This is a genomic window from uncultured Granulicatella sp., assembly GCF_963545075.1.
Classification (GTDB): Bacteria; Bacillota; Bacilli; order Lactobacillales; family Aerococcaceae; genus Granulicatella.
Genome location: NZ_CAUUHX010000028.1, coordinates 1 through 22984, shown reverse-complemented (window position 1 = coordinate 22984; position 22984 = coordinate 1). Strand labels below are relative to the sequence as shown.

Genomic DNA, 22984 nt, shown 5'->3' with positions numbered 1-22984 from the left:
ACACAGACTAAAAAACATTCCACACCTTACTGGGAGTTGTTTTAATGAGTTTATAACATTAAAAAAGCTTTTGGAATGTACTGCACCCCAAAAGTTAGACATAAAAAATCTAACTTTTGGGGTGCTTTTTACAGTTTCTGTTTTCTAAAAGTTCAAACTTTTCTCCCGTTCATTTGAACTTCTATTCAACATCCATTAATAATTCTTTAGGATTTTTACTAAATGTTTTCACACTGGCAATCGTTAATGCAATCCCTAATACCACAATCATAAATCCAACTACATATAATACATTAGTTGGTTGAATCACCATTTCTAATGAAGTTAATGTCTTATTAAAGCCATCTACTTCAGCTCCGCCACCTAAACCCGTTGAGGCTGCTTGTTTGCCCATTTGTTTTGCAATACTTGAAGTAACACTTGCAAGTAATTGATTTCCGACTGTTTTACCTGTCAAAATAGCAACTCCTGTTGCACCGATAAAGGCTGGTAAACTAATGAACAATAACTCCCATACAAATTGTCCAAATATTTCCATTTTCGATAAGCCAATCGATAATAGGACACCAATTTCTCTTTGACGAGCATTCATCCATAAGAATAATAATAATGCTACTGTAATTCCTGCAAATGCAATAGATCCAATAAATAATTTATTTGCGATTGAATACATCCCAGAAATTGATTGTTGTAGGGCTGGGAAGTTAGAAGAACTTTTTACTAAATTATAAGATTTCCAATTAATCGCTAATTTCCCTAAATCTTTAATGACTGTATCAAGATTTTTATTTCCTTTTACAAAGAATGTCGCATCTTGATACACTGCTGTATCTTCTGTATTTCCATATACTTTAGCAGCTGTAAGAATATCGGTTACTAAAGTATTTTCATATAATTCTTGTGCTGCTGTAACTCTCGTTTTATTATGACCATCAAACAGACCTTTAATTTCTACTTCTACCGTTTCATTAGCACCTTTTTCATTATCAGCATCATAAATATTTGATTTTAATGTAATTTTATCGCCTACTTTTAAGTGATTTTTTTCAGCTAAATCTTTATGCATTAAAATTTTATTTTTATCTGATTCTACTAATGGACTCCCTTCCACTAATTGATAAGCACCAGAAACAAATTTATTTTCTTTTGCAGAATCATTAACCCCTGTTAACATCACTGCACGTTTAAATTTCTTAATACGATCAGGTGTTAATACTCCTTGAGTTTCTTTTGTTTCAATAATATCGTAGTCTGCTAAATCCGCTACACTATTAATACGTTTAACTGTTCCTTCGATATCAGGGGATTCAGAAATTTTTTTAATATCTTCTCCTTTAATATTTCCTCCACCACGAGGTGTTCCTTGATTCACTCGACGATTAATTTCCATTGAAAAACTATTCGTAATATTTTTAAACACTTCTTTTGAAGCTTGATTCGTTGCATCTTTCATCGACAATCCAATCATACTTAATGTTGCCATGGATAATACAACGGCAAATAAAACAAATGATTTGAAAATTTTTCTTGAAATATAAGCAAATGCATTTTTTATCATTATCTTTCTCCTTTTTCTTATTTCACTTCGTGAAGTTTTGTTTCACGCAATTCTAAAATGGTATCTGCAGCATTTGCTACTTCTTTACTATGTGTTACAACAATGACACATTTTTGTCTTTCTTTTGCTAATGCTTTTAGTACATCAATAATTTCTCCTGCAGTTTGTTCATCTAAATTTCCCGTTGGTTCATCCGCTAAAATAATTGGAGCCTCTGAAACTAATGCACGAGCAATCGCTACCCTTTGTTGTTGTCCTCCTGATAATTTTAAAACATTACGATTCACATGACTTTCTTCTAATCCTAATTGTAATAAAATTTCTTTTGTAGCTGTAGGATTAACTAAACGAATATTTTCTAAAGGCGTTAAATAATCAATTAAATTATAATTTTGGAAGACTAAGGAAATATGATGTTTACGATGATAACTATCTCCTTTTTCTTGAATATCTTCTCCTTCAAATAAAATCTTTCCACTTGTTGGATTATCTAATGCTGCTAATAATGATAGTAATGTTGATTTTCCAGAACCCGATTTCCCAATAATCGCGTAAAATTTACCGGCTTCAAATTCTTGATCAATTTGTGATAACACATTTTGACGTGCTTCCTTATATTGATAACTTACTTTATTCATTGATAATACACTCATGTTCATTCTCCTAACTCATTTTTGATAATATTTCTTTTGGTTTCTTCATTAAAAAGATTCCTAATGTTACAGCAATTGAGAATACAATTACCATCGCTAATAATGCATAACTTTGACTAAAAACCGTCATTACTGCCTGTTGTGTTCCTTTTGAAATAACATTTCCTAAAGGGGATTGTTCCTGATCCATCGATATAAATCCATTCATTAATTGATGAACCATCATAGGTCCAAATGCAAGCGAAACAAAAATTGCTGGAATCGTCAATAAGAATAATTCAACAAAGAATTTTCCAATAATCCAAGCTTTATGAATTCCAATTGATAATAAAATACCAATTTCATAAATTCTTTCTCTCACACTCAGCATTAACATTAAGGATAGAACTACCGCCCCAGCAATTAATATCCCTACTGTCATCCACTGAACCATACTTTGAAGACCTGTAATACTTTCTAATATATCATCGAAATCTTGCTTTTGATCCTCGATTACAAACTCTTCCCAATTGAATGGTAAAGCTTCTATTGCTTGTTTCATTTTTTGTAATTCTTCACTTGAAGAAGCAAAAATATTTAATCCTGTCACAACTTCTCCTGATTCACTTGAGAAAAGTTGATGAATGGATTGATAATCCGTAAATACAGTATTTTCACTAAAATCAGAAGTTAACCCAGTATAAGTTTCTTGTTTTTTCCCAGAAAAAATTCCAACAATTTCATAGTCTACTTTTTTCTTCTCACCAGTTTCTTGCTGGATGACATCAAGAGTTATCTTATCTCCAAGATTCAATTGATTTTTAGAAGCTAATTCTTCATGAATCATGATTTTATGGACATCCGTTGCTCCTATCATTTTTCCCTTTAACAATGAGAAAACTCCACTTGAGAATAGTTTTTCTCGATTTACTTGGCTACTAGAATTAAGCGAAACAACATTTTTCATTTCTTCATCAACATCATCTCGTTGAATTTTTTCTTCACCCGTCACTACTGTATGATTTTCTAATTTTGCAATGGTTTGATAATGTTTTTCTAGTGACTCATTATCTGCAACTTTGTTTATCTCTTCGACTTGTTTGAATGAAAAACTTGTTCCATCTTTTTTTCTAAATTCAAACGAAGAAGTTGTTGTTTGCTTTAATTGTTGTTGCACTATAGAAGTCGTGGATAATAATCTCATACAAGCAAATATACAAGATAAAATGACACTAAATATAGTGATTAGTATTAAACTTTTCTTTTTCTTTCTAAAAATATAAAGTATCGCATTTTTTATCAAAGGAATTACTCCTCTCAATTTCTTATCTGTAACTTATTATAAAGAGTGTTTATGAAATGTATATGAAATAAAAAAAACTCGCCAGAAAAACTGACGAGTTTTTTATTATAGTGGAAATACTGCTACACCAAGAATTTTTTTATCAAAATTATGTAATTCTTGTAATTTCTTTTCAAAATCAACATAGCGAGTCTTACCAAATTCTTCTACAAATAAGTAAGCATCAAATTGACAAATTCTTTCGAAATTAGAAGCTTCTACATATTCAATCGTTACATCTTGAATTTTTTGCTCCCATTGTTTTGCGATAGCTTTACTTGAAGTGACAACGGCAAAATCTCCATGTGTTTCCTTTTTATAACGAATTAATTGACGTAATACTTCTGAATTTTCAACTTCAAAAATTTGTTGCATATCATATTTTTTGAAATCACCAGCACGGTTCATAGTTGGATTAAATAAATACCAAACAAAATTGATAAAAATAACAATGAATCCTGCTAGGACAAAGACAATCACCATTCTTAATACTAATTGTTTCATATTAAAGTTTGAAATCGTAGTTTCACTACCACCAACTTCTTGAGAATTAACAGTATTTAATTTTTGAATCGTTACATCTTTAAAAATATCTTTATAACTACTCATTAATGCATCTACTTTTTTCTCAATTAATTGATTTAAAGTTGGACTTGTTGTTAATGCTTTTACAGAAACCCCAGTATAATCCCCTAATGATGTGACAATAATTTTCTTTTCCCAAAAATCTACATCAGAATTTCTTAATTGAGTAGCATTACTAGCAATTTCTCCTGCAAAAGTTGCAACTTCTTGATCTGTTGAATCATTGAATAAATAAGCACCATTCATATTAGAACTAATTAATTTCGAATAAAAATAACTAAATTGATCATTCTTAATATTAGCTTCTGTTTTAAATTCCTTTTCTGGAGCATTAATTTTATAAATAATATAACTTGAATAACTTGTATTATTTTTTACAACTGATTTTGAGGTAATAGCTTTATAACTCATTGGTACAGCCATTAAGATAAATAAGATGAATACGGAAATTGTATTCCACTTTTTCTTTTTCTTTAAGTTAGCTAATAAATCAGCTAATGAATAATTTTCAAACATTTATATAACCATCCTTTGCTAATGTTGTATGATAAATTGGTTTCTTCATTGAATAGGACATTAAGAATATTAAAATTACAACTGTCCAAAATTGCATTGTAAATAAACTAAAGAAACTTTCTGAGAAACTACTTCTCGCCATAAAGAATAGATTTCCAAGAACTAATAATGATACTGTAAATCCGAGTAGATTTTTACGATAAGCTGAATTCAGTAATTTAATAAAAATAAATCCTAAAATACAGCTTGCTAACATTAATCCAAAGAAACCATAATCCGTATATATTTCCATCATGTAGCTACTTCCAATACCATGACCATCTAAATATTGTTGTTTTAATACAAGATACGAAATATTATGAGCATAACTATTACTTTCTAAGGCTAATTCAATACTATTCGTTGTTGCTTTAAAAGCTTTAGTTCCTAATACATTCATACCAATACTACCTCGATAGAAATAATCAATAATTGGACCAAATGTAAAGTTTCTCATTTCTCGAATTGGTAAACTACTACGATAAAGATAACCTCTCGCTAAAACTCCAAAACTAGTTCCTTGTTTATAAACAAAATCGACTAATAAAGCAAAAATACTATCAAACTTTAACTTTGCCCCATCACGAACATAGTTCATAGCCCCCATCGCAAGCATTAAAACCGGAGTCCCTATTCCTAAAGCAATTTTTTCTCTACGTCCTAGCCAAACTTCTTTTTGATCAGAATAGTGACGCATGAAGAAATAAACAAATGCAAATAATAAACTTAAAATGAATGGATTTCTCGTTCCAATCACTAAATGAATCATATTTGCTGCAACATATAAACCTAGCATAAATATCGATACTTTTTTAGAAGGTTTTGTAGCTAGATATACACATAATGCATAGAACATAAATGCTGATAATAAATAAGTAAAGTACGGTAATTTACTAGTAAAATTTGCATAATAACCATAATAGGTTGTCTGTAATCTAAAAATTAAACGTTCGACTAATCTTAATACATAAAAAGGATATGTAAATAAGAAAACCGTTAGTGATACTCTTCTAACTTGTAAGATCAAACGTGCATAGGAATTTTCATCGACTGCCTTTTCCTTTTTACGAGTAAAATATCTAACGCCAATGATTCCACCTAACCATAAGCCAATTAAAGAGACAAGTATGATATTAAAAGTAAATACATAGGCATCCTGTTGATAGGTTTCAAAGCTTCCAGTTCTTAAATAATCAATTAACGGTCTTGAAAATAAAAACACAAAAATTGTCATATAAAACAACGCATGAATTAATTGATATTTTAAATGATGAAAACTAAATAATGTATGTGCAATAAAAACCATCACAACAGTATATAATAATGTTTCTAAATGATTATTATTTAAATAAACCAAGTAAAAAGCAATTGCTAATCCATAGCAGAAAGTTGTGAGTACTGCATGAAGTTTTCTTAAAGAATCCGGCATCTATCTAACTCCTTTCTTCTTTTGATGATTGAAATAACTCCTCTATTTGTTGCAGTTGTTTTTCAATTGTAAATTGTTGGATAAATTCTGAATAATTCTCAGAAATCTTTCTTTCTCCAGTAATATATTTTTTAAGAGAATCAAGCGCTTCTTGATTTGTCTCTATCACGTCTCCAAATTGACCATCATTCGATAATTCTAAGGCTCCACCAACATTTGTGGAAACAAAAGGAATTCCTAATGTCACTGCTTCTACAACTGCTCCTGAAAATCCTTCTTGCTTCGATAAAGAACATAAAAGTTTTGCTTGTTTTAAAATAGAATAAGGATTCTTCTGATAACCTAAGAAATAAACCTTATCCTGTAATTGAAGACGTTCTACTTCTTCCTTCAAGAAATTCTCTTGTTCACCACTACCAATATAGTATAAATGAACGTCATTTACATCAGTTTGTAATTCGTTAAAGACTTCTAATACACGATCCGTTCCTTTTAACTCTTCTAGACGTCCAATCACACAAATGCTATTTTTTTCTAATGTAACTGGAGCAACTTCTTCAGATTTTTCAAAAAGAGTGGAAAAATCATAGCCATTATAGATAGTTTGAATTTTATTTTGAAACATTGGATATACTGTTTCAATTGATTCCCTTGTTTTTTTAGAAATGGCAATAATCTTGTCTGCCTGACTTAATTGTTCAAAATGATTGTTTCGATACTGAGTTTGTTCTTCTTTCAAAAAGGCTTCAATACTTCCATGAATCCAAGCAATTTTTTTTACTTCTTTTCTTTTAGAAAAGGGGAATGCTGGATTCATAATGGTAAAGGAAACTTCAATATCATACTCATCTTTAATGAGCCAATTTCTTACTAAAGTTGGAAAATAAATTCTTAAACTCCATAAAATAGAATCTAACACTCGTCCATAACTTTTCTTCTTATATGGTTTTAATATGTTAACTCCTTTAGGAACAGCTTCATACCCTTTATCAAAATGTTCCATCTCTAAAATGTCAATCTGATATTTCTCTAAGTCTAAATTGGATACAATTGTGGATAAAATTTTTTCAGCTCCTCCTCCTAACGAGAAAGACCATAAAAAGAAAAGTACTTTTTTCTTATTTCCCATAATATTCACCTTTATAATGCGTATAGCTCTTTTCTAAATCCACTAAAACTGCATCATGATGAGCTACTTGCTTTTCTACTGGTGGTGGTGTCATATAATCCCCAAAAGCAGTTTTTAAATAAGCATCATATCCAATTGGAATTGGTAATTCCGTTTCTTCAAAAGGAAGCCATAAAGCGTCCTCAAAACTAGAAATTGGATACTTCTTCTTCATATAATATGGCCCAGAACAAAGTTCAGTAATTCCATCACTTTCTTCTTTTGTGTATTTTGTCATTTCAGCTTCAGCTTTTTTCCAAATTTTATAACGAAGTTTTTTAGACGGAATCATCGCTAATAAAGCTTGACTTCCCCACTTCATTATTCCGCCATGTTTTTCTGGAATAGTTTGCGCACAAAATAGTGAATAGACTAAAGCAGCTATCACTTGTTTTTTTCGTGATAGCTCATTAGCTGGATAATAATCTAATGGAAGTACATCTAAAGCTAGTCCATGTGGAATATCCAAATCTTGTTGATAAGGTTTGATACATGTTGTTTGTGTATCTCTTATTGTAATAAATAAATTACGATCAATATAATTTTCATTACTTTTAGAAAGTTGATAACGACTATCTGCCTTTTGTGGCCACAGTTGTGCTAATTTTTCATAATCTTTTCTTGGCATAAAGAAATCTAAGTCATCATCCCAAGGAATAAATCCTTTATGTCGTAGAGTCCCAATTGCTCCTCCACCACATAAGTAGCATAGTAAATCATTTTCCTTACAAAATTGAACGAAATACTCTGCCATTTCTAAACACTTCGCTTGAAGTGGTTCCATGATTTCACCTCATTATTAAATATCCCATTTTGCAACTGTCTTAAATGGTGTAACAGTATCTTCTTCAAAGAAATGATAAATGTCTTGGATATCTTGAATTTTATTTGATTCATGAATAATTAAATTCAATCTTGAATGTACTTGAGGACGTTCCATCATTTCAACGGCTCCTTCAAAATCATCACGTCCTGAACGTGAACTACCCACCCAAGTTAATCCTTTTTCTAAAATATCTCGTGTATTTAACGGAACTTCAAACTCGCTTACTCCCATCATAATAACGGTACCTTGTGGTCTAATATGTTTAATAATATCTCGATAAGCTTCTTGCGTTCCATTTCCTCCCACACATTCAAAAGCATGATCAAACGTGAAGTCATCTTCAATTTCACTCACATCATACACTTCATCTGCAAATGAGAATAAACGTAATTTGTCATGATTTTTTCCAACCACAATAATCGTTGAATTAGGAAACTTTTCTTTTGCAAGTGTTGCAACAACATATGCTAGACTTCCTGAGCCCCATACCACAATACGATCTCTTCTTGAATGTGCGACTTGTTTCATTCTTGTAATCCCATGAATCCCAACAGATACAAATTCTGTAATCGCAGCGACTTTTGATGGAATTGTTTCGTATTTCACCACACGATTTTTAGGAATTGTGACAAATTCTCTCATAAATCCATCATGACCACTTGAACGGAAATAACCACCTGTTACATAGTTTTCATAAAACTCTGTTCCCTCTTCAAATTCCTTTGGAGGTTGGTTTGGAATCATGACGACTTTATCTCCAGGTTTATACGTTCCTGAAGCATCGCTTACAACAATCCCACAACATTCATGAATTAATGCCATCGGTAATTTTTTTTGTAAAATTTTTGGTGGGCGTGTCCCTTGGAAATAACGTTGGTCTGCATGGCATAGTGCAATATAATTTGGTCTAACAACTACTGTATCTTCTTGCTCCATTTCAACGTCTTCATATTTCACAGAAAAATAATGCGGACGAATCAATTGATATACTCGATTAATCACTTAGATCTCTCCCAACATCGCTTCAGCAATTTTTAAATCTGTTACTGTAGTAATTTTAATATTTGAATATTCCCCTTGAACGAGTCCAACGGGTGTATCATTTAATACAAACACTTTACAAGCATCTGTTAAAATTTGTTTCACTTCGTCTTCCATCGAATTATAAATATCCACAAATGCTCGAATTTTGAAAGTTTGTGGTGTTTGCCCTTGATACATATGTGTACGATTTGGAATAGAAGAAATAACTTTCCCATCGACTGACTCTACGATAGTATCATTTGCAAGGACAACTGTATCTGCAACATCATACTCTTTCATCGCAGCAATATTTTCTTGAATCATTCGGTAAGATACAAACGGGCGAACTGCGTCATGAGTAATTAAAATATCATCTTTCGTTTCACCAGGTTTTTCTTGAATATCCTGAATAATATTCATAATACTATCATTTCTATCTTTACCACCTGAAACAACACGAATTTTTTCTTTTTGCGTTGGAACATACTTTTGAAGCAAATCTTCAAAGTAAGTCATCCAATTCGGATGAACGGCTACATAAACAATATCAATTTCTGGAACAAACAGGAATTTTTCAACAGTATGCATAATAATTGGTTTTTTACCTAATGTTAAAAACTGTTTGGGCATATCTTGAATTCCCATACGAGTTCCCGTACCACCAGCAAGTATTCCGGCGTAAATCATTCGACTTCCTTCTTTCTATGGTGTAGTTAAATATAATAAGTTTTCTCTTTGTTGTAATAATGGATATGTTGTCACGGATTTTTGTCCTAAATATTTACGGATTAAATTTGATTTTTCTAGTAATTCTTCATCTGTTGCATAAGAATAATAAATTTGTTCTCCAATCGAATTCGTTAATAATAATGAACGTTCTTCAATAAATGCTTGTTCTAAATTATCAAATGAAGGTCCATAAGTATTTTTTAAAGCCATAATTCTACCAATTGGAATATCTGTTTTAACATTGTTTTTGACAGCATTCATAATTTTTTCAAAATTTGTAATAGAATTAAAGGACATCATTTTTTTCACTAACTGTTCAATGACAATTCTCTGACGTTTTTGACGACCATAATCTCCTTCTGGATCATCATAACGCATTCTTGCAAAGCGTAAAGCACTTTCTCCGTCTAATAATTCTGTTTTTCCTTCTACAAATGAACGTTCTTCATAAGTGAAAGTTAGTGGACTAGTTACTTCAATACCGCCTACTGCATCTACAAATTCCATTAATCCTGACATATTAATTTCCATATAAAAATCAATGGTCGTATCAAATAATTTTTCTACAGAATTAATCGCCATTTTAGCTTGTCCATATGCATATGCATGATTAATTTTATCATACGTATGCATACCAACAATTTCAGTATAAGTATCACGAGGAATACTTAATAATTGAGCTTTTTTATCTGTAGGATTGGCTGTTAATAACAGCATTGTATCACTACGTCCATCTTCTGTAGGACGTCCATATGCCCCATTATCAATCCCTAATAATAAAACATTAATCGGCTTGGCATTTTCAATAATTTCTTGTGCTTCTTCTTCAGTTCTATTCCCCACATCTTGAGTAATCGTACTAATTGTTTGGTGGAATAAATTTAATTTGTCAGCAAATACGATTGAAGTGCCTACTAATAATGCTGTTATTAAAATAAATATAAATAAAAGTTTTCCTTTTTTCTTCTTTTGTCTTCTTTTGGATCGAAGACCAAAATCATGATGTTCTACCATTTACTTTCCTCAAATTCTATTATTTATTATGGTTGATTATTTGATGTAGATTTTTCTACTGCAGCAGGTTTTGGTGCAATAGTTGTATTTGTTGGTGCTGGAGCAACTTCAACCGTTGAAGATTCAACTTTAGTCGGAGCTACTGTTGTTGGTTGAACTTTTTGAGCACTAGTTGTTGTCTCAACTTTTTTATCATCCGCTTTTTGAATCGTTGTTGTATTTTGAACACTTGTAGTTTGTTGTGTTGTTGGAGTCGTTGGAGTAGTTACAGGAGCAGGTTGAACTGGCTCTACATACTCATCAGCAGCCTCTTCTTGATAAAATGGTTGACTAACCGGTTGATGTTTTTCAACATCTGGCACTATTTGTGTCTCATTTGTTTCGATATGTTTTAATGATTCAACTTTTGATAAATCTAAAGACTCTCTTAATACATTTGAAATACGTAATCGTTCTTCTTCAGGGACAACAAAATAGTAAACTCCACCAATCATTGTTCCAGACCCACTAATTTTATCACTTTCAAAATTTTTCAAAGCTTTTGGATAATTATTTTTTATCGATAATAATTTATCAAGTGTAAAATTCGTACGAACTGAATTTTCTAAAGTTTTTAAAATTTCTTCATAACGAGTTACAGAAGTAATATTTAATAGTTTTTCTACTATTTTCTGAATCACATATTGTTGACGTTTTTGGCGACCCATATCTCCTTCTGGATCATCATATCGCATTCTGGCATATCTCAAAGCAGCTTCACCATCAACGTGTCGGTCTTCTCCTTCAGTAAAGGATTCTCCTTCATATGTGAAGGTTAATACTGGTGTAATATCTAAACCACCAACTGCATCAACTAAGCCCATTAAACCACCCATATCCACTGTTACATAATAGTCAATTGGAAGATTTAACATATTTTGAACACTATTAATCGACATTTTTTCTTGTCCAAATGCATAAGCATGGTTAATTTTGTCATTTGTTCCATAACCGATAATTTCTGTATAAGAATCACGAGGAATACTTACAATGGTTGTCTTTCCTAATTTTTCATTTACAGTTACGACTAACATCGTATCACTTCTACCTACTTCAGTGCCACGTCCATAGGCTCCATTATCAATCCCTAATAATAATACTGAAAAACTATCATTATCTTTTATTTCTTTTTCACGAAGATTTACTGTTTCAACTTCTTGGTGAATAACATTTTCTACTTTAGCTAATCTCGCACGAATATAAACTCCTGCTAGTGTAATAAATGTAGCAGCTAGAACAACAAAAAATATTGCCCATTTTCTTCTTTTATTTTTCAAAATTTTATTGCGAACATGATTTTCTAATCTACTCAAATTTTTCAACCTCTCTTTTATCTATAATCAATTTATTATACCATAATTCGGCTATTTCATGAGAGGAGATTTACTACTTTTTAATAAATTTATTCCTCAATATTTGAAAAATAGCTTTTTTTCCACCAAAATCCTTCAATCCATCCTCTTAACGTTCCAATTCCGTATGAAAGATGGACAGAAATCATTAAAAATGGAATTAATAAACGAGTGATATGAAAAGGATGTGTCGTAATTTCAAATAGTGACAATCCAATAATCGCTAATAAATAAATACTTACTAATAATATGAATGGTGTTGCAGAAACTCCAGCAAGTAAAATCGTTGCTAATAATGTACTCACAAAAATTCCAGGTACAAAGTGGAATAAAGATAAACATTCACGACAAACATGACTTGTTAACCCAATCCAATAGCCATTTCCATATTTTTGTTTTAACATTTTTGAGAATGTTGGTCTAATATATTGGAAAGATTCAATTGAAGTATCATACCAAATTTTAAATCCATTTTTACGAATACGATAATGAAACTCATTATCTTCAGTGCGAACTAATTTTTCATCAAAATATCCTACTTTTTCAATGACTTCTTTATGATACATTCCTTGGAATACAGAATCGACATAACGACTCTCATCACCTTTACGATAATTAGCGATGCTACTCCCTAACGCAGATTCTTCTACAATGTGTAATGTCTTCGCTAATTCATCATCTGTTTCAACAATCGTTGGTCTTCTTCCCCCGCAAACTCGTTCTCCTGTTTGAATAACAGCTACATTATTTTTAATGAAATCTTCTGGAATATGAGAATGAGCATCAATTTTTAAATAACAATCTCCATCGGAATGTTTAAATCCTAAATTTAAACCTGTATTCAATGTTTTCTTAGGATTATCAAAAATCTTAATCGCATAAAATTCATGTTGATAATTTTCTTGAAACTCATTCATTAAACTTCTTGTTCGGTCTGTTGACATCGCATTAATTAAAACAATTTCAATTTGTTTATGTGGATAAGTTTGATGGACTAAACTTTCAAAGATTGCTGGTAAATAATTTTCTTCGTTATAAGCGCTAATTGATACTGAAACTAACATAATTTCTCCTTAATCTGTGTTTATGAAAAGAAGGCTGGAGCATTGTCCAGCCTTCTCTATTTTATTTCTTTTTATTCGCAATATCAATCAATTCATCGTGTAATTCTTGTTCTGAATAATCTTCAAATTTTTCAATGAAGTCATAAACACGATCAATTTTTGAATTGTCTGCAATTCCAATATGAATTTTAGGGAAAATTTGTTTTGGATTAATTTCTCCCTCGTTCAATAACTCTTCATACATTTTTTCACCAGGTCGTAAACCAGTAAATTTAATTTCAATATCATCTTCACTATAACCTGATAAACGGATTAGATTTTTTGCTAAATCAACAATACGAACTGGTTTGCCCATATCTAATACGAAAATTTCTCCTCCACGTGCAAGAGAGCCAGCTTGAATTACTAATTGTGCTGCTTCTGGAATCGTCATAAAGTAACGAACGATATCTGGGTGAGTTACTGTAATTGGTCCACCTTTAGCAATTTGTTTCTTAAATAATGGAATCACAGAACCTCTTGATCCTAATACATTCCCGAAACGTACAGCTACATATTTCGTTGAATCACTCTTCGTTGCCATATCCTGAACAATCATTTCGCATAAGCGTTTTGTTGCTCCCATAATATTCGGTGGGTTAACAGCTTTATCCGTTGAAATCATAACAAAAGTTTTTACTTTTGCATGATTAGCCGCTTCAGCAACATTACGAGTTCCTAAAATATTATTTTTCACTGCTTCTCTTGGATTAATCTCCATTAGAGGCACATGTTTATGTGCTGCAGCATGATACACAACGTCTGGACGGTATTTTTCCATTACTTCAAAAATACGTTTTCTATCTTGAACATCCGCAATAACAGGTGTAATTCTAAAATGTTCTGCATATTTTCCAAGTAATTCCATATTTAATTGATAAATACTATTTTCTCCATGTCCTAAAATAATTAATTCTTTTGGACGGAAAGAAGAAACTTGTCGACAAATTTCAGAACCGATTGAGCCACCTGCTCCGGTCACTAAAATTCGTTTTCCACGCAATTGTTTTTCAATTAACGTTTGATCCAATTCAACGGGATCACGTCCAAGTAAATCTTCAATTTCAACATTTCTTAATTGTTGTACATGTAAGTTTCCAGACATTACTTCATCAATATTTGGAAGAATGACACATTCTGCTCCAGTTTTACGAGCAACATCATATACTTCGTTTAGTTTTTTATTTGGTAACGAAGGCATTGCAATAACAACTTTTGTAATTCCCATTTGTTGAACAATTTTTTCAATATCTTTTGTTGTTCCTAAAATACGAACGCCATAAATATCTTTTCTTTGTTTTTCTGGATCATCATCAACAAAGGCTACTGGCATCATTCTCATTTTTGGATGCATTAACATTTGACGTACTAATAATGTTCCTGCTGCTCCTGCCCCAACAATTAAAGTTGGTTTTGCATTTTCCATGACAACACTATCTACAAAGTACTCTCTAAAAATACGCATCGAAAGACGAACGCCACCTACTGCACAGACAAGTAATAGCCATAACACTACTACAAATTGCCAAGTTACTAATGTTTTAAACCAAACAATTCCTGCAATGGTTGAAACAATGACTGCAGCACTGACACATTTCACGACAGTGATTACTTCATAAACACTCGCATATTCCCAATCTCTCCAATATAAATTTAAGAAATAAGAAAATACATAATAAGCTGCAAGTGATAATAATGCAGTAACCGTTAATGCATGGATATTACGAATTAATCCTTCAGTTACAAGTCTAAAACTTAAAAATACAGAACCTAGTACGATGATTGAGTCTAATACGAATAGTAATAAAATTTTTAATCGATTATTCATCTACACTTCTCCTTACTCCATCATTAAGCTTCTAATACTTCTTGAACGACTTCTTTATAGTTTTTCACAATATATTGAATATCTTCGTCAGAAAGTAAAGTGTGTAATGGTAAGGTTACTTCATTTTCGAAATAACGATAAGCATTCGGATAATCTTTAATATCAAATCCTAAATTTTTATAAGCTGTTAATAATGGTAATGGCTTATAGTGGACATTACATGAAATACCACGTTCTGCCATTTTTTCAATAATTTGACCTCTTTGTTCGTAAGAAGCACCATTTACTCTTGTAATATATAAATGTCTTGAAGATTCATAATGATCTGTTTGATGTGGTAACACTTGAATAACATCAGATTTTAACCCAGCATCTAATTGGTTTACGATTTCTTTTCTACGATTTAAAATTCCTTCATAGCGTTCTAATTGACCTAAACCAATAGCAGCCATAATATCTGCCATATTGCATTTATAACCTGGAATTTCAATATCATATTCCCAAGAACCTGGTTTTGTCTTCGCTAGGGCATCTTTTGTTTGTCCATGTAAGGAATAAATTTGGAATGCACGATAAATTTTTTCATCGTCTAAACCATTTTTAGGATTCCAAGTAATACATCCACCTTCAGCTGTTGTTAAATTTTTAACTGCGTGGAATGAATAAGACGCAAAGTCAGCCACTTGTGCAACTGATAAGCCATTTATCGTTGTTCCCATCGCATGAGCTGAATCAGAAACTACAATGATTCGATTAAAGTGAGCTTGAAGTGCATTATTTGCTGAGAATAAGTCTTTTTTCTTCTCTACTACTTCAAAAATACGTTTATAATCACAAGGTACTCCACCTAACTCAACTGGAATAATCACTTTAGTTGCTGGTGTTATCGCTTGTTCTAATAAATCATAATTCATTTCATAATGATTTTCTTGAATATCTACTAATACTGGAGTTGCTCCAACGTGTTCAATCACACTACATGAAGCTGTATAAGTATAAGCTGGAACGATGACTTCGTCTCCTTCACCAATTCCTAATACTCGTAAAGCTAATTCCAATGCAGCTGTTGCTGAATTTAAACAAACTGTTTTGTCCGTTCCTAAATATGCTGCTAATTGTCTTTCAAACTCTTTTGTTTTTGGTCCAGTTGTAAGCCAACCTGATTTTAGCACTTCTGTTACTAATTCAATTTCTCGATTGCTAATATCTGGTGGTGAAAATGGAATATTTCTAATCATGTCTCTTAACCTCCGAATGTTTATTTACTATCTTAAAACAGCAAATACAGTTTGAAGCATTACTTTTATATCTTGAGCAACACTTACTTCATCAATATAATCGATATTATATTGCATTTTTTCTGGAAGGATTTTTTGAATATAAGCTTCATCAGCTGTTAATCCTTGCTCCATCCATTTAGAAATTTTATCTGCTTCATTTCTAAACTCAATACTTGATTTTGAAGTGATTCCTGCTGGTAACAATAACGTAACCATCATTTCTTCAGAATAGGCATCTACATATTTCTGTACTTCAGGACGAGTTCCTACAAAACTCATATCCCCAATTAACACATTAATCAATTGTGGTACTTCATCTAAACGGAAACTTCTAATCTTTCTCCCAATTTTTGTAATTCTTGAATCATTATCTTGAGTTACTAATGGACCCATTTTATCAGCATTCATTACCATTGTACGGAATTTAAAAATTTTAAATACTCTTCCATATGTCGTAATTCTTTGCTGTCGATAAAATACAGGTCCGCCATCTTCTAGTTTAATACAAATACTTAAAACTAAAAATACTGGCGATAATAGTACTAAAAGCAATAGTGACAAACAGATGTCAAAAAGACGTTTGAAAAACAACGTCGCTTTTTTCTTTTTCAGTACTTCCATTGCTTTTAAAGTATAATGATTTTTCATAAATTCTGGCATTTGATGTTCTGTTTTCATATCTACTCCTCTCATGCCTAATAAACCTTCATCATTATAGCACAAATTCCATCACTGGAATAGCTTTCGCATAGTTTTTTAATAAAACAAGGAAAGTTTTCTGAGTTTTTCTTACAAAAATATCCAAACTTCTAGATTATTCTTTTTAAGCAATCAAAAAGACTTCTCAAAGTAGCCCTTACAACTTCGTCACTACATTTGAAAAGTCTAATTTTAATTTATATTTATAATTTTGGAATTAGATGATTCCAAATTTCTTTTGCTAATAAATGTTTCGAAACTTTTGGTAATAAAATTTCATCTCCATTTTTTGAAAGAATAGTCACTTGATGCATATCAGAACCAAAACCTATCGTTTGATCTGAAACATCATTTGCAATAATAAAGTCTGCATTTTTCTTTACTAATTTTTGTTTTGCAAACTCAATGACTTGATGCGTTTCTGCTGCAAACCCGATAACCGTTTGTCCTTCTTTTTTCAAGTTTCCTAATTGCTTTAAAATATCAGGATTTTTAACTAAAGTTAGAGTAATTTCATTTTCATCATCTGTTTTTTTCATTTTTTGAGTGGCAGGTTCTTTTACTCGATAATCCGATACAGCAGCTACCATAACGGCAATATCTGTTTCTGAAAAATATTCGAATACTTTTTCTTGCATTTCTCTAGCAGATTCCACATACTCAATTTTTACTCCATTAGGAACAGGTAAAACTGTTGTTGCAGAAATTAAAACGACTTCTGCTCCTTTTTTTACAGCATCTTCTGCTAAGGCATAGCCCATTTTCCCTGAAGAATCATTCGAAATATAGCGAACTGGATCAATTCTTTCTTTTGTTCCACCAGCTGTAATTAAAACTTTTTTTCCTAGTAAAGTTTTTTCTTCATTATCAAATAAATTTAGTTCTTTGATTTGACGAAGAACTTCCTCAGGTTCAGGCAATCTTCCTTTTCCTGAATATCCTTCCGCTAAGAAACCAACTGCTGGTTCAATAAAATGAACACCATCTTTCTTTAATTGGGTACAATTTCTCACTGTAACTGGATTTTCCCACATATGTTCATTCATAGCTGGAACAATGATTTTAGTAACAGTCGTAGCCAGCAATGCACTTGTTACGAAATTATCCGCTATTCCATGAGCAATCTTAGCAATAGTATTGGCTGTAGCTGGAATAACAATTGCCAATTCCGTCCAATCCGCAAAATGAATATGTTGAACAACAGACGAATCATTTTCATCAAATGTATCCACCATTACTTTTTCTTTCGTTAAAACTTGAAACGTCAACGGTGAAACAAATTGACAAGCTGATTGAGTCATTGCCACTTTTACTTGTACACCTTCTTTAATTAATAATCTTACAAATAAAAGAGCTTTATATGCTGCAATTCCTCCTGTAACATATACAGCTACTTTCTTTTGATTAAGCATTCTTCATTCTCCGTTTTTCCATTAATTTTAAAAGAACTCCACCTACAACTGGTACAATAATAGCAGAAGCAATAGCTTCCGGAACACCATTTGTTCCAACAATCGTCATTAAAAATACAGGTAATTCCCCAAGAGTTTTTTGTAATTTTTCAGCATATTGATTTCCTACTAATAAATAAATCAACGATAATACTAAAGTTGTGTTTAATAAGCTACCAAAAGCTCCAACAATGCTCATTCTTAAATGACTAGATGAAATAACTTTTTGTAATGCGACAAAGAGTAATCCAGAAAGTAAGCCAACTAATGCTCGAGGCACGATTGAAATTAATGGATTAGTAAAGACTAATAAACTAATAGCACTACCTGAAGTAAATGCTCGAATAAAAGAACATACACCCCAAACTGTCCCTAATAATAGACCCGTTTGCCACCCCAGCATACATGCACCAATAATTACTGTAATATGAATAATCGTAATATCAATGACTAATAATGGTAAATTCCCTAAAAATGGAATAAAACTTTGTAAAATAATAATTGAAATTAAAATTGCAGTAAATACTAATTGAAAAATTTTATCTTTTTTCATAATTAACACCCCGATTTTTACTTTTTCCATCATTATACTCTTTGATTTTCAGTCATGCAATGACAAAATCACTTATCTAAAGATATTTGCTAAACACCATTTATCTCTTAAATATTCTGAATAGATACTTCCTATATAATTTATCTATTTGTTTTCAAAATATGCTCGTACTTTTGGAGCTACCTCACGTCCAAATAATTCAATTGCTTTTAAAATATCTTCATGTTGCATAGACCCTAATGGTAAATGTAACATAAAACGATCTAGCCTCAACATTTCAATCATTTTAATTAATTTTTTAGCTACTGTATCAGGGCTACCAACTAGCATTGCTCCTTCTGGACTAACACTTGATAAATATAGTTCAAATGTTAATGGTTGCCAAAATGGACGGTCTTTTGAAATTGCATCGACAACTTGTTTTGTTGGATGGAAATATTTTTGTATCGCTTCTTCATCTGTTTCAGCAATAAATCCCCAAGAATGCGATGCTACTTTTAATTGTTTTTCTGAGTACCCTGATGCAATTCCAATTTTTTTATAATAATTTATTAATCCTTTAAAATTCTCATACTTTCCACCAATAATAGCATATGCAATCGGCAACCCTTTTTGTGCAATTTTAACAGTAGATTCGGCATTTCCACCAGTTGCTACCCAAATCGGAAAATCTTCTTGGACAGCACGTGGATATACTCCTTTTTGTTTAACTGTTTGAGTAAATTTCCCTTTCCACTCTAATATTTCATGTTCTTTAATGTTCTCAAGCATCGCTAATTTTTCATCAAAGAGTTCTTCATAGTTAGCCAAACTATAACCAAACAATGGGAATGATTCTGTAAAAGAGCCACGTCCTACCATGATTTCACTTCGTCCGTTTGAAATGGCATCAATCGTAGCATATTGTTGATACACTCGTATTGGATCTGCAGAAGACAATACTGTTACTGCAGAACTTAATCGGATATTTTTAGTCACAGCTGCTCCTGCTGCTAATACAATTTCAGGAGATGAAACTGCAAAATCTTTTCGATGATGCTCACCAATTGAATAAATATCTAACCCTACTTCATCAGCTAATTTCATTTCTTCTACTAATTCACGAATTCGTTCATCATGTGTAGGAGTAATCCATGTCCCTTCAATTTCTGTTGTTTCTCCAAATGTACTAATTCCTAATTCAATCATGATACACCTTATATTTTCTATAATTTTTTATTTCTTATTCACTTTAACAATTAAAAAGGAATTAAGCAACCTAATGCTGCTTAATTTCTTCACTAAAATTGTTTCATCAGCTCTATTTGACAAAGAACCTATCTTTCACAACAAAAAAGCAGCTCTCTCCTCATTAGGAAAGAGCTGCTGGCATCCGCTTGCTACTATACTAAGAAGTCATTTAAATAATTATTCTTCCTCTTCTTTTTTCTTACCTGGAACGACTAATCCTAATCCTGCAAGAATTGCACTTGCTGCCGCACCAAAGATTGCAAACTCATTGCCTGTACCAGTATTTGGTAATTCACGCATTGGAGTGTGATCACCATTATTTGATGGTGTTCCATTATTGTTTCCGTTGTTATCTCCATTATCTGCAGGTGTTACAGGTTTTGGAGTTTCTGGATTTGGTTTTGGCTCTGGTTTAGGTTCCGGTTGTGGCGCTGGAGCTGGGTTTGGAACCGGAGTAGGATTTGGACCTGGGTAAGGTTTTGGATTCGGTTGAGGTTGAGGAGGTTTTGGTTTAAACTCATCATCCTTCGGATTATTCGGTACGTACTCAATTGGTGTATCCTTCGTTGGATCATTTGGTACTGGTGGTACTTCATATCCTTTAGTTGGATCTTTTGGATCGATCGGTTTCAACGGTACAAGTGGGTTAGTGTTTGGATCTACTGGTTTAGTTGGATCTTTCGGCACTTGTGGTGTTGTTCCTGGGATATGAGGAATCACTGGTACTTTTGGACTATTTGGATCTTGTGGATCTGTTGGTTTCGTTGGACTTGGTGGTACAACTTTACCTGGTTCACCTGGTACATTTTCGTATGGTGTTGGTGTTACCGGAGTTGGTGGTGTTACACCTTCAGGTACTTTCGGTACAAGTTTTCCTACTGGTACGTATCTAACTTTTAGATCTTGGTTAACTGAGTCTACAGTTAAGTCTGTTGTAGATGCTTTAACTTTAGATCCATCAGCTTCCACTAAGTCACCTTGTGTATCTTGGTTAGGTTTTACAACATATCCTTTAACAACTGGTGATTTAACTTCTGCAAATTTAGCTGTACCTGCAGCTGTCCATCCGCTTGTAATGTCTGTTGCTGGTACATCTGCAATACCGTCACCTGTTGTATCATATCCTACTACTGAACCATCTTTTGGATTTACAACTACTGTACGTGTGAAGCTTACTTTATTCGTTACTTTTGGAGCTTCAGTTGTAGATACTTCTTCATCTGTACCGTCTTTAACGTAAGTAATTGTACGAGTTACTGACTTGATGTTGTTTAGTTTATCAAGAGCATCTTTCGTCCATTTTGGTCCATCAGGATTCTTAGGATCAATTGGGTCTCCTGGGTTAGGGTTCTTAGGATCTTCGTTAGGGTTTTGTGGAGTTGTTGGTGTTACTGGAACTGTCTTAGCTACGGTTACCAAGAAGTCTTGATCAACTCTTGGATCATTATCGAAATTCTTATCTGTCGCTGTTACAAATCCGTCAGTAACTAATTCATATCCAAGTTTTTTCAATTCTGCGAGTTTAGCTTCTGTTGTATATTGGATTGGTTCTCCAGATTTACCTTCTAACTCATCTTTGTGAAGAACAGTGTTTGTTCTGTCAACAACATACTTAACTGTTGCTTTTTGGTTTACTTTCACTAACACGATTCTTGTGTCTTCTCCTGGTTTTGATGGAGTAACTACTTTTCCTTCTGGGTTGAATCCTGGTACGTCTTGTTTTGGTTTGATTTCATATCCGTCTGGAATTTCTGGAATTGGTGTTTCTCCTCCAACTGTTGGATCATTTGGATTGTTTTTATAAGTAGGTTTTGGTGTGTTTGGAATTTCATTTCCACCTTCGTCCACTAAGATTACTTTTCCTAATGGTTTATACACTACTTTATCACTTGCTTCTGGTTCTGTTGGAGTTACCTTTTTTCCTCCTGCTTGTGCTTTATCCGCATAGTATCCTTCTACTTTTGGTGTTGTTACGACTCCATAAGTATGTGTCTCTTCATTCCATGTTGTTACATTTGTAACTTTGTTTGTTTTTCCAGTGAATGTGTAATCTGTTTGTTCGTTAGGCGCTGGTGTTTTATCTCCTGCTCCTTCGTACGTTACCGTTTGTTTTGTTGCTACTGTTTTTGTATCCGCAGCTTGTGGATACTTCACGACTACTTCTGCATTTTCCATTGTTGGTGTTACTGGCACTGACGCTACACTTGCTTTATCTGGTGTTCCATAGTTTGCTACTGTTGGTGAAGCTTGTTCTGTCCAACTTCCTTGTGTCCATGTTCCTTCTTCAAGTGTATTTGTTACTTTGTTTCGTTTGTTTGTTCTTGTTAGTGTCACTGTTTGTACTACTTTTGGTGATACTTCTGTAGTTTCGTTACTTGCATCTACATACTTAATTGTACGTGTAATTACTTTTGTTTCTACTTCGTCTTCTTTTGCTTGTGGATACTTCACGACTACCTCTGTATTTTCCATTGTTGGTGTCACTGCCACTGACTCTACACTTGGTTTATCTGGTGTTCCATAGTTTGTTACAGTTGGTGAAGCTTGTTCTGTCCAACTTCCTTGTGTCCATGTTCCTTCTTCAAGTG

The 22984-nt window shown here is 32.5% G+C and carries 19 protein-coding genes; all 19 read right to left on the bottom strand.

Annotated elements, in window-relative coordinates:
* Positions 1–181: 181 nt before the first annotated feature.
* Positions 182–1558, bottom strand: coding sequence for an FtsX-like permease family protein (locus RWZ86_RS05195; RefSeq protein WP_314680483.1), 1377 nt, complete (start codon positions 1556–1558; stop codon positions 182–184).
* 17 nt (positions 1559–1575) lie between these two features.
* Complete coding sequence (locus tag RWZ86_RS05190) at positions 1576–2211, bottom strand: ABC transporter ATP-binding protein (protein WP_314680482.1); 636 nt, start codon at positions 2209–2211, stop codon at positions 1576–1578.
* 10 nt (positions 2212–2221) lie between these two features.
* Positions 2222–3493 carry an ABC transporter permease gene (locus RWZ86_RS05185; RefSeq protein WP_314680481.1) on the bottom strand — a complete coding sequence of 424 codons (1272 nt, stop codon included), beginning with the start codon at positions 3491–3493 and terminating at the stop codon, positions 2222–2224.
* A 105-nt stretch (positions 3494–3598) separates the two neighbouring features.
* Positions 3599–4633: a prephenate dehydratase gene (locus RWZ86_RS05180; protein ID WP_314680480.1), complete on the bottom strand. Its 1035-nt coding sequence runs from the start codon at positions 4631–4633 to the stop codon at positions 3599–3601.
* Positions 4626–6101, bottom strand: a complete 1476-nt coding sequence (locus RWZ86_RS05175; RefSeq protein WP_314680479.1) for an O-antigen polysaccharide polymerase Wzy family protein — start codon at positions 6099–6101, stop codon at positions 4626–4628. The genes RWZ86_RS05180 and RWZ86_RS05175 overlap by 8 nt, the downstream gene beginning before the upstream one ends.
* A gap of 4 nt (positions 6102–6105) precedes the next feature.
* Positions 6106–7230, bottom strand: a complete 1125-nt coding sequence (locus RWZ86_RS05170) for a glycosyltransferase (protein ID WP_314680478.1) — start codon at positions 7228–7230, stop codon at positions 6106–6108.
* Positions 7220–8053, bottom strand: coding sequence for a phosphorylcholine transferase LicD (locus RWZ86_RS05165; protein WP_314680477.1), 834 nt, complete (start codon positions 8051–8053; stop codon positions 7220–7222). The genes RWZ86_RS05170 and RWZ86_RS05165 overlap by 11 nt, the downstream gene beginning before the upstream one ends.
* 15 nt (positions 8054–8068) lie before the next feature.
* Positions 8069–9097, bottom strand: a complete 1029-nt coding sequence (locus RWZ86_RS05160; protein WP_314680476.1) for an alcohol dehydrogenase catalytic domain-containing protein — start codon at positions 9095–9097, stop codon at positions 8069–8071.
* Complete coding sequence (locus RWZ86_RS05155; protein WP_314680475.1) at positions 9098–9805, bottom strand: 2-C-methyl-D-erythritol 4-phosphate cytidylyltransferase; 708 nt, start codon at positions 9803–9805, stop codon at positions 9098–9100.
* A 15-nt stretch (positions 9806–9820) separates the two neighbouring features.
* Positions 9821–10861, bottom strand: a complete 1041-nt coding sequence (locus RWZ86_RS05150) for an LCP family protein (protein ID WP_314680474.1) — start codon at positions 10859–10861, stop codon at positions 9821–9823.
* Positions 10862–10887: 26 nt separating this feature from the next.
* Positions 10888–12213, bottom strand: a complete 1326-nt coding sequence (locus tag RWZ86_RS05145) for an LCP family protein (RefSeq protein ID WP_314680473.1) — start codon at positions 12211–12213, stop codon at positions 10888–10890.
* 89 nt (positions 12214–12302) lie between these two features.
* Complete coding sequence (locus tag RWZ86_RS05140) at positions 12303–13316, bottom strand: glycosyltransferase family 2 protein (RefSeq protein ID WP_314680472.1); 1014 nt, start codon at positions 13314–13316, stop codon at positions 12303–12305.
* A gap of 61 nt (positions 13317–13377) precedes the next feature.
* On the bottom strand, positions 13378–15183 hold the full coding sequence (locus RWZ86_RS05135) for a nucleoside-diphosphate sugar epimerase/dehydratase (RefSeq protein ID WP_314450927.1): 1806 nt from the start codon (positions 15181–15183) through the stop codon (positions 13378–13380).
* Between the two features lie 23 nt (positions 15184–15206).
* On the bottom strand, positions 15207–16421 hold the full coding sequence (locus RWZ86_RS05130; RefSeq protein ID WP_314680471.1) for a DegT/DnrJ/EryC1/StrS family aminotransferase: 1215 nt from the start codon (positions 16419–16421) through the stop codon (positions 15207–15209).
* 27 nt (positions 16422–16448) lie between these two features.
* Entirely contained in the window at positions 16449–17141 is a 693-nt protein-coding gene (locus tag RWZ86_RS05125) for a sugar transferase (RefSeq protein ID WP_314680470.1), read from the bottom strand.
* Positions 17142–17365: 224 nt separating this feature from the next.
* The gene (gene coaBC, locus RWZ86_RS05120; RefSeq protein ID WP_314680469.1) at positions 17366–18574 is read right to left on the bottom strand and encodes a bifunctional phosphopantothenoylcysteine decarboxylase/phosphopantothenate--cysteine ligase CoaBC; all 1209 of its coding nucleotides are present in this window, start codon (positions 18572–18574) and stop codon (positions 17366–17368) included.
* Positions 18567–19196 (bottom strand): ECF transporter S component, encoded by a 630-nt coding sequence (locus tag RWZ86_RS05115; protein ID WP_314680468.1) that lies wholly within the window; start codon positions 19194–19196, stop codon positions 18567–18569. The genes coaBC and RWZ86_RS05115 overlap by 8 nt, the downstream gene beginning before the upstream one ends.
* A 114-nt stretch (positions 19197–19310) precedes the next feature.
* Positions 19311–20354: an LLM class flavin-dependent oxidoreductase gene (locus RWZ86_RS05110; RefSeq protein WP_314680467.1), complete on the bottom strand. Its 1044-nt coding sequence runs from the start codon at positions 20352–20354 to the stop codon at positions 19311–19313.
* 219 nt (positions 20355–20573) lie between these two features.
* Positions 20574–22984 (bottom strand): mucin-binding protein (locus tag RWZ86_RS05105; protein WP_314680466.1); only part of this gene is annotated, 2411 nt, incomplete at its 5' end.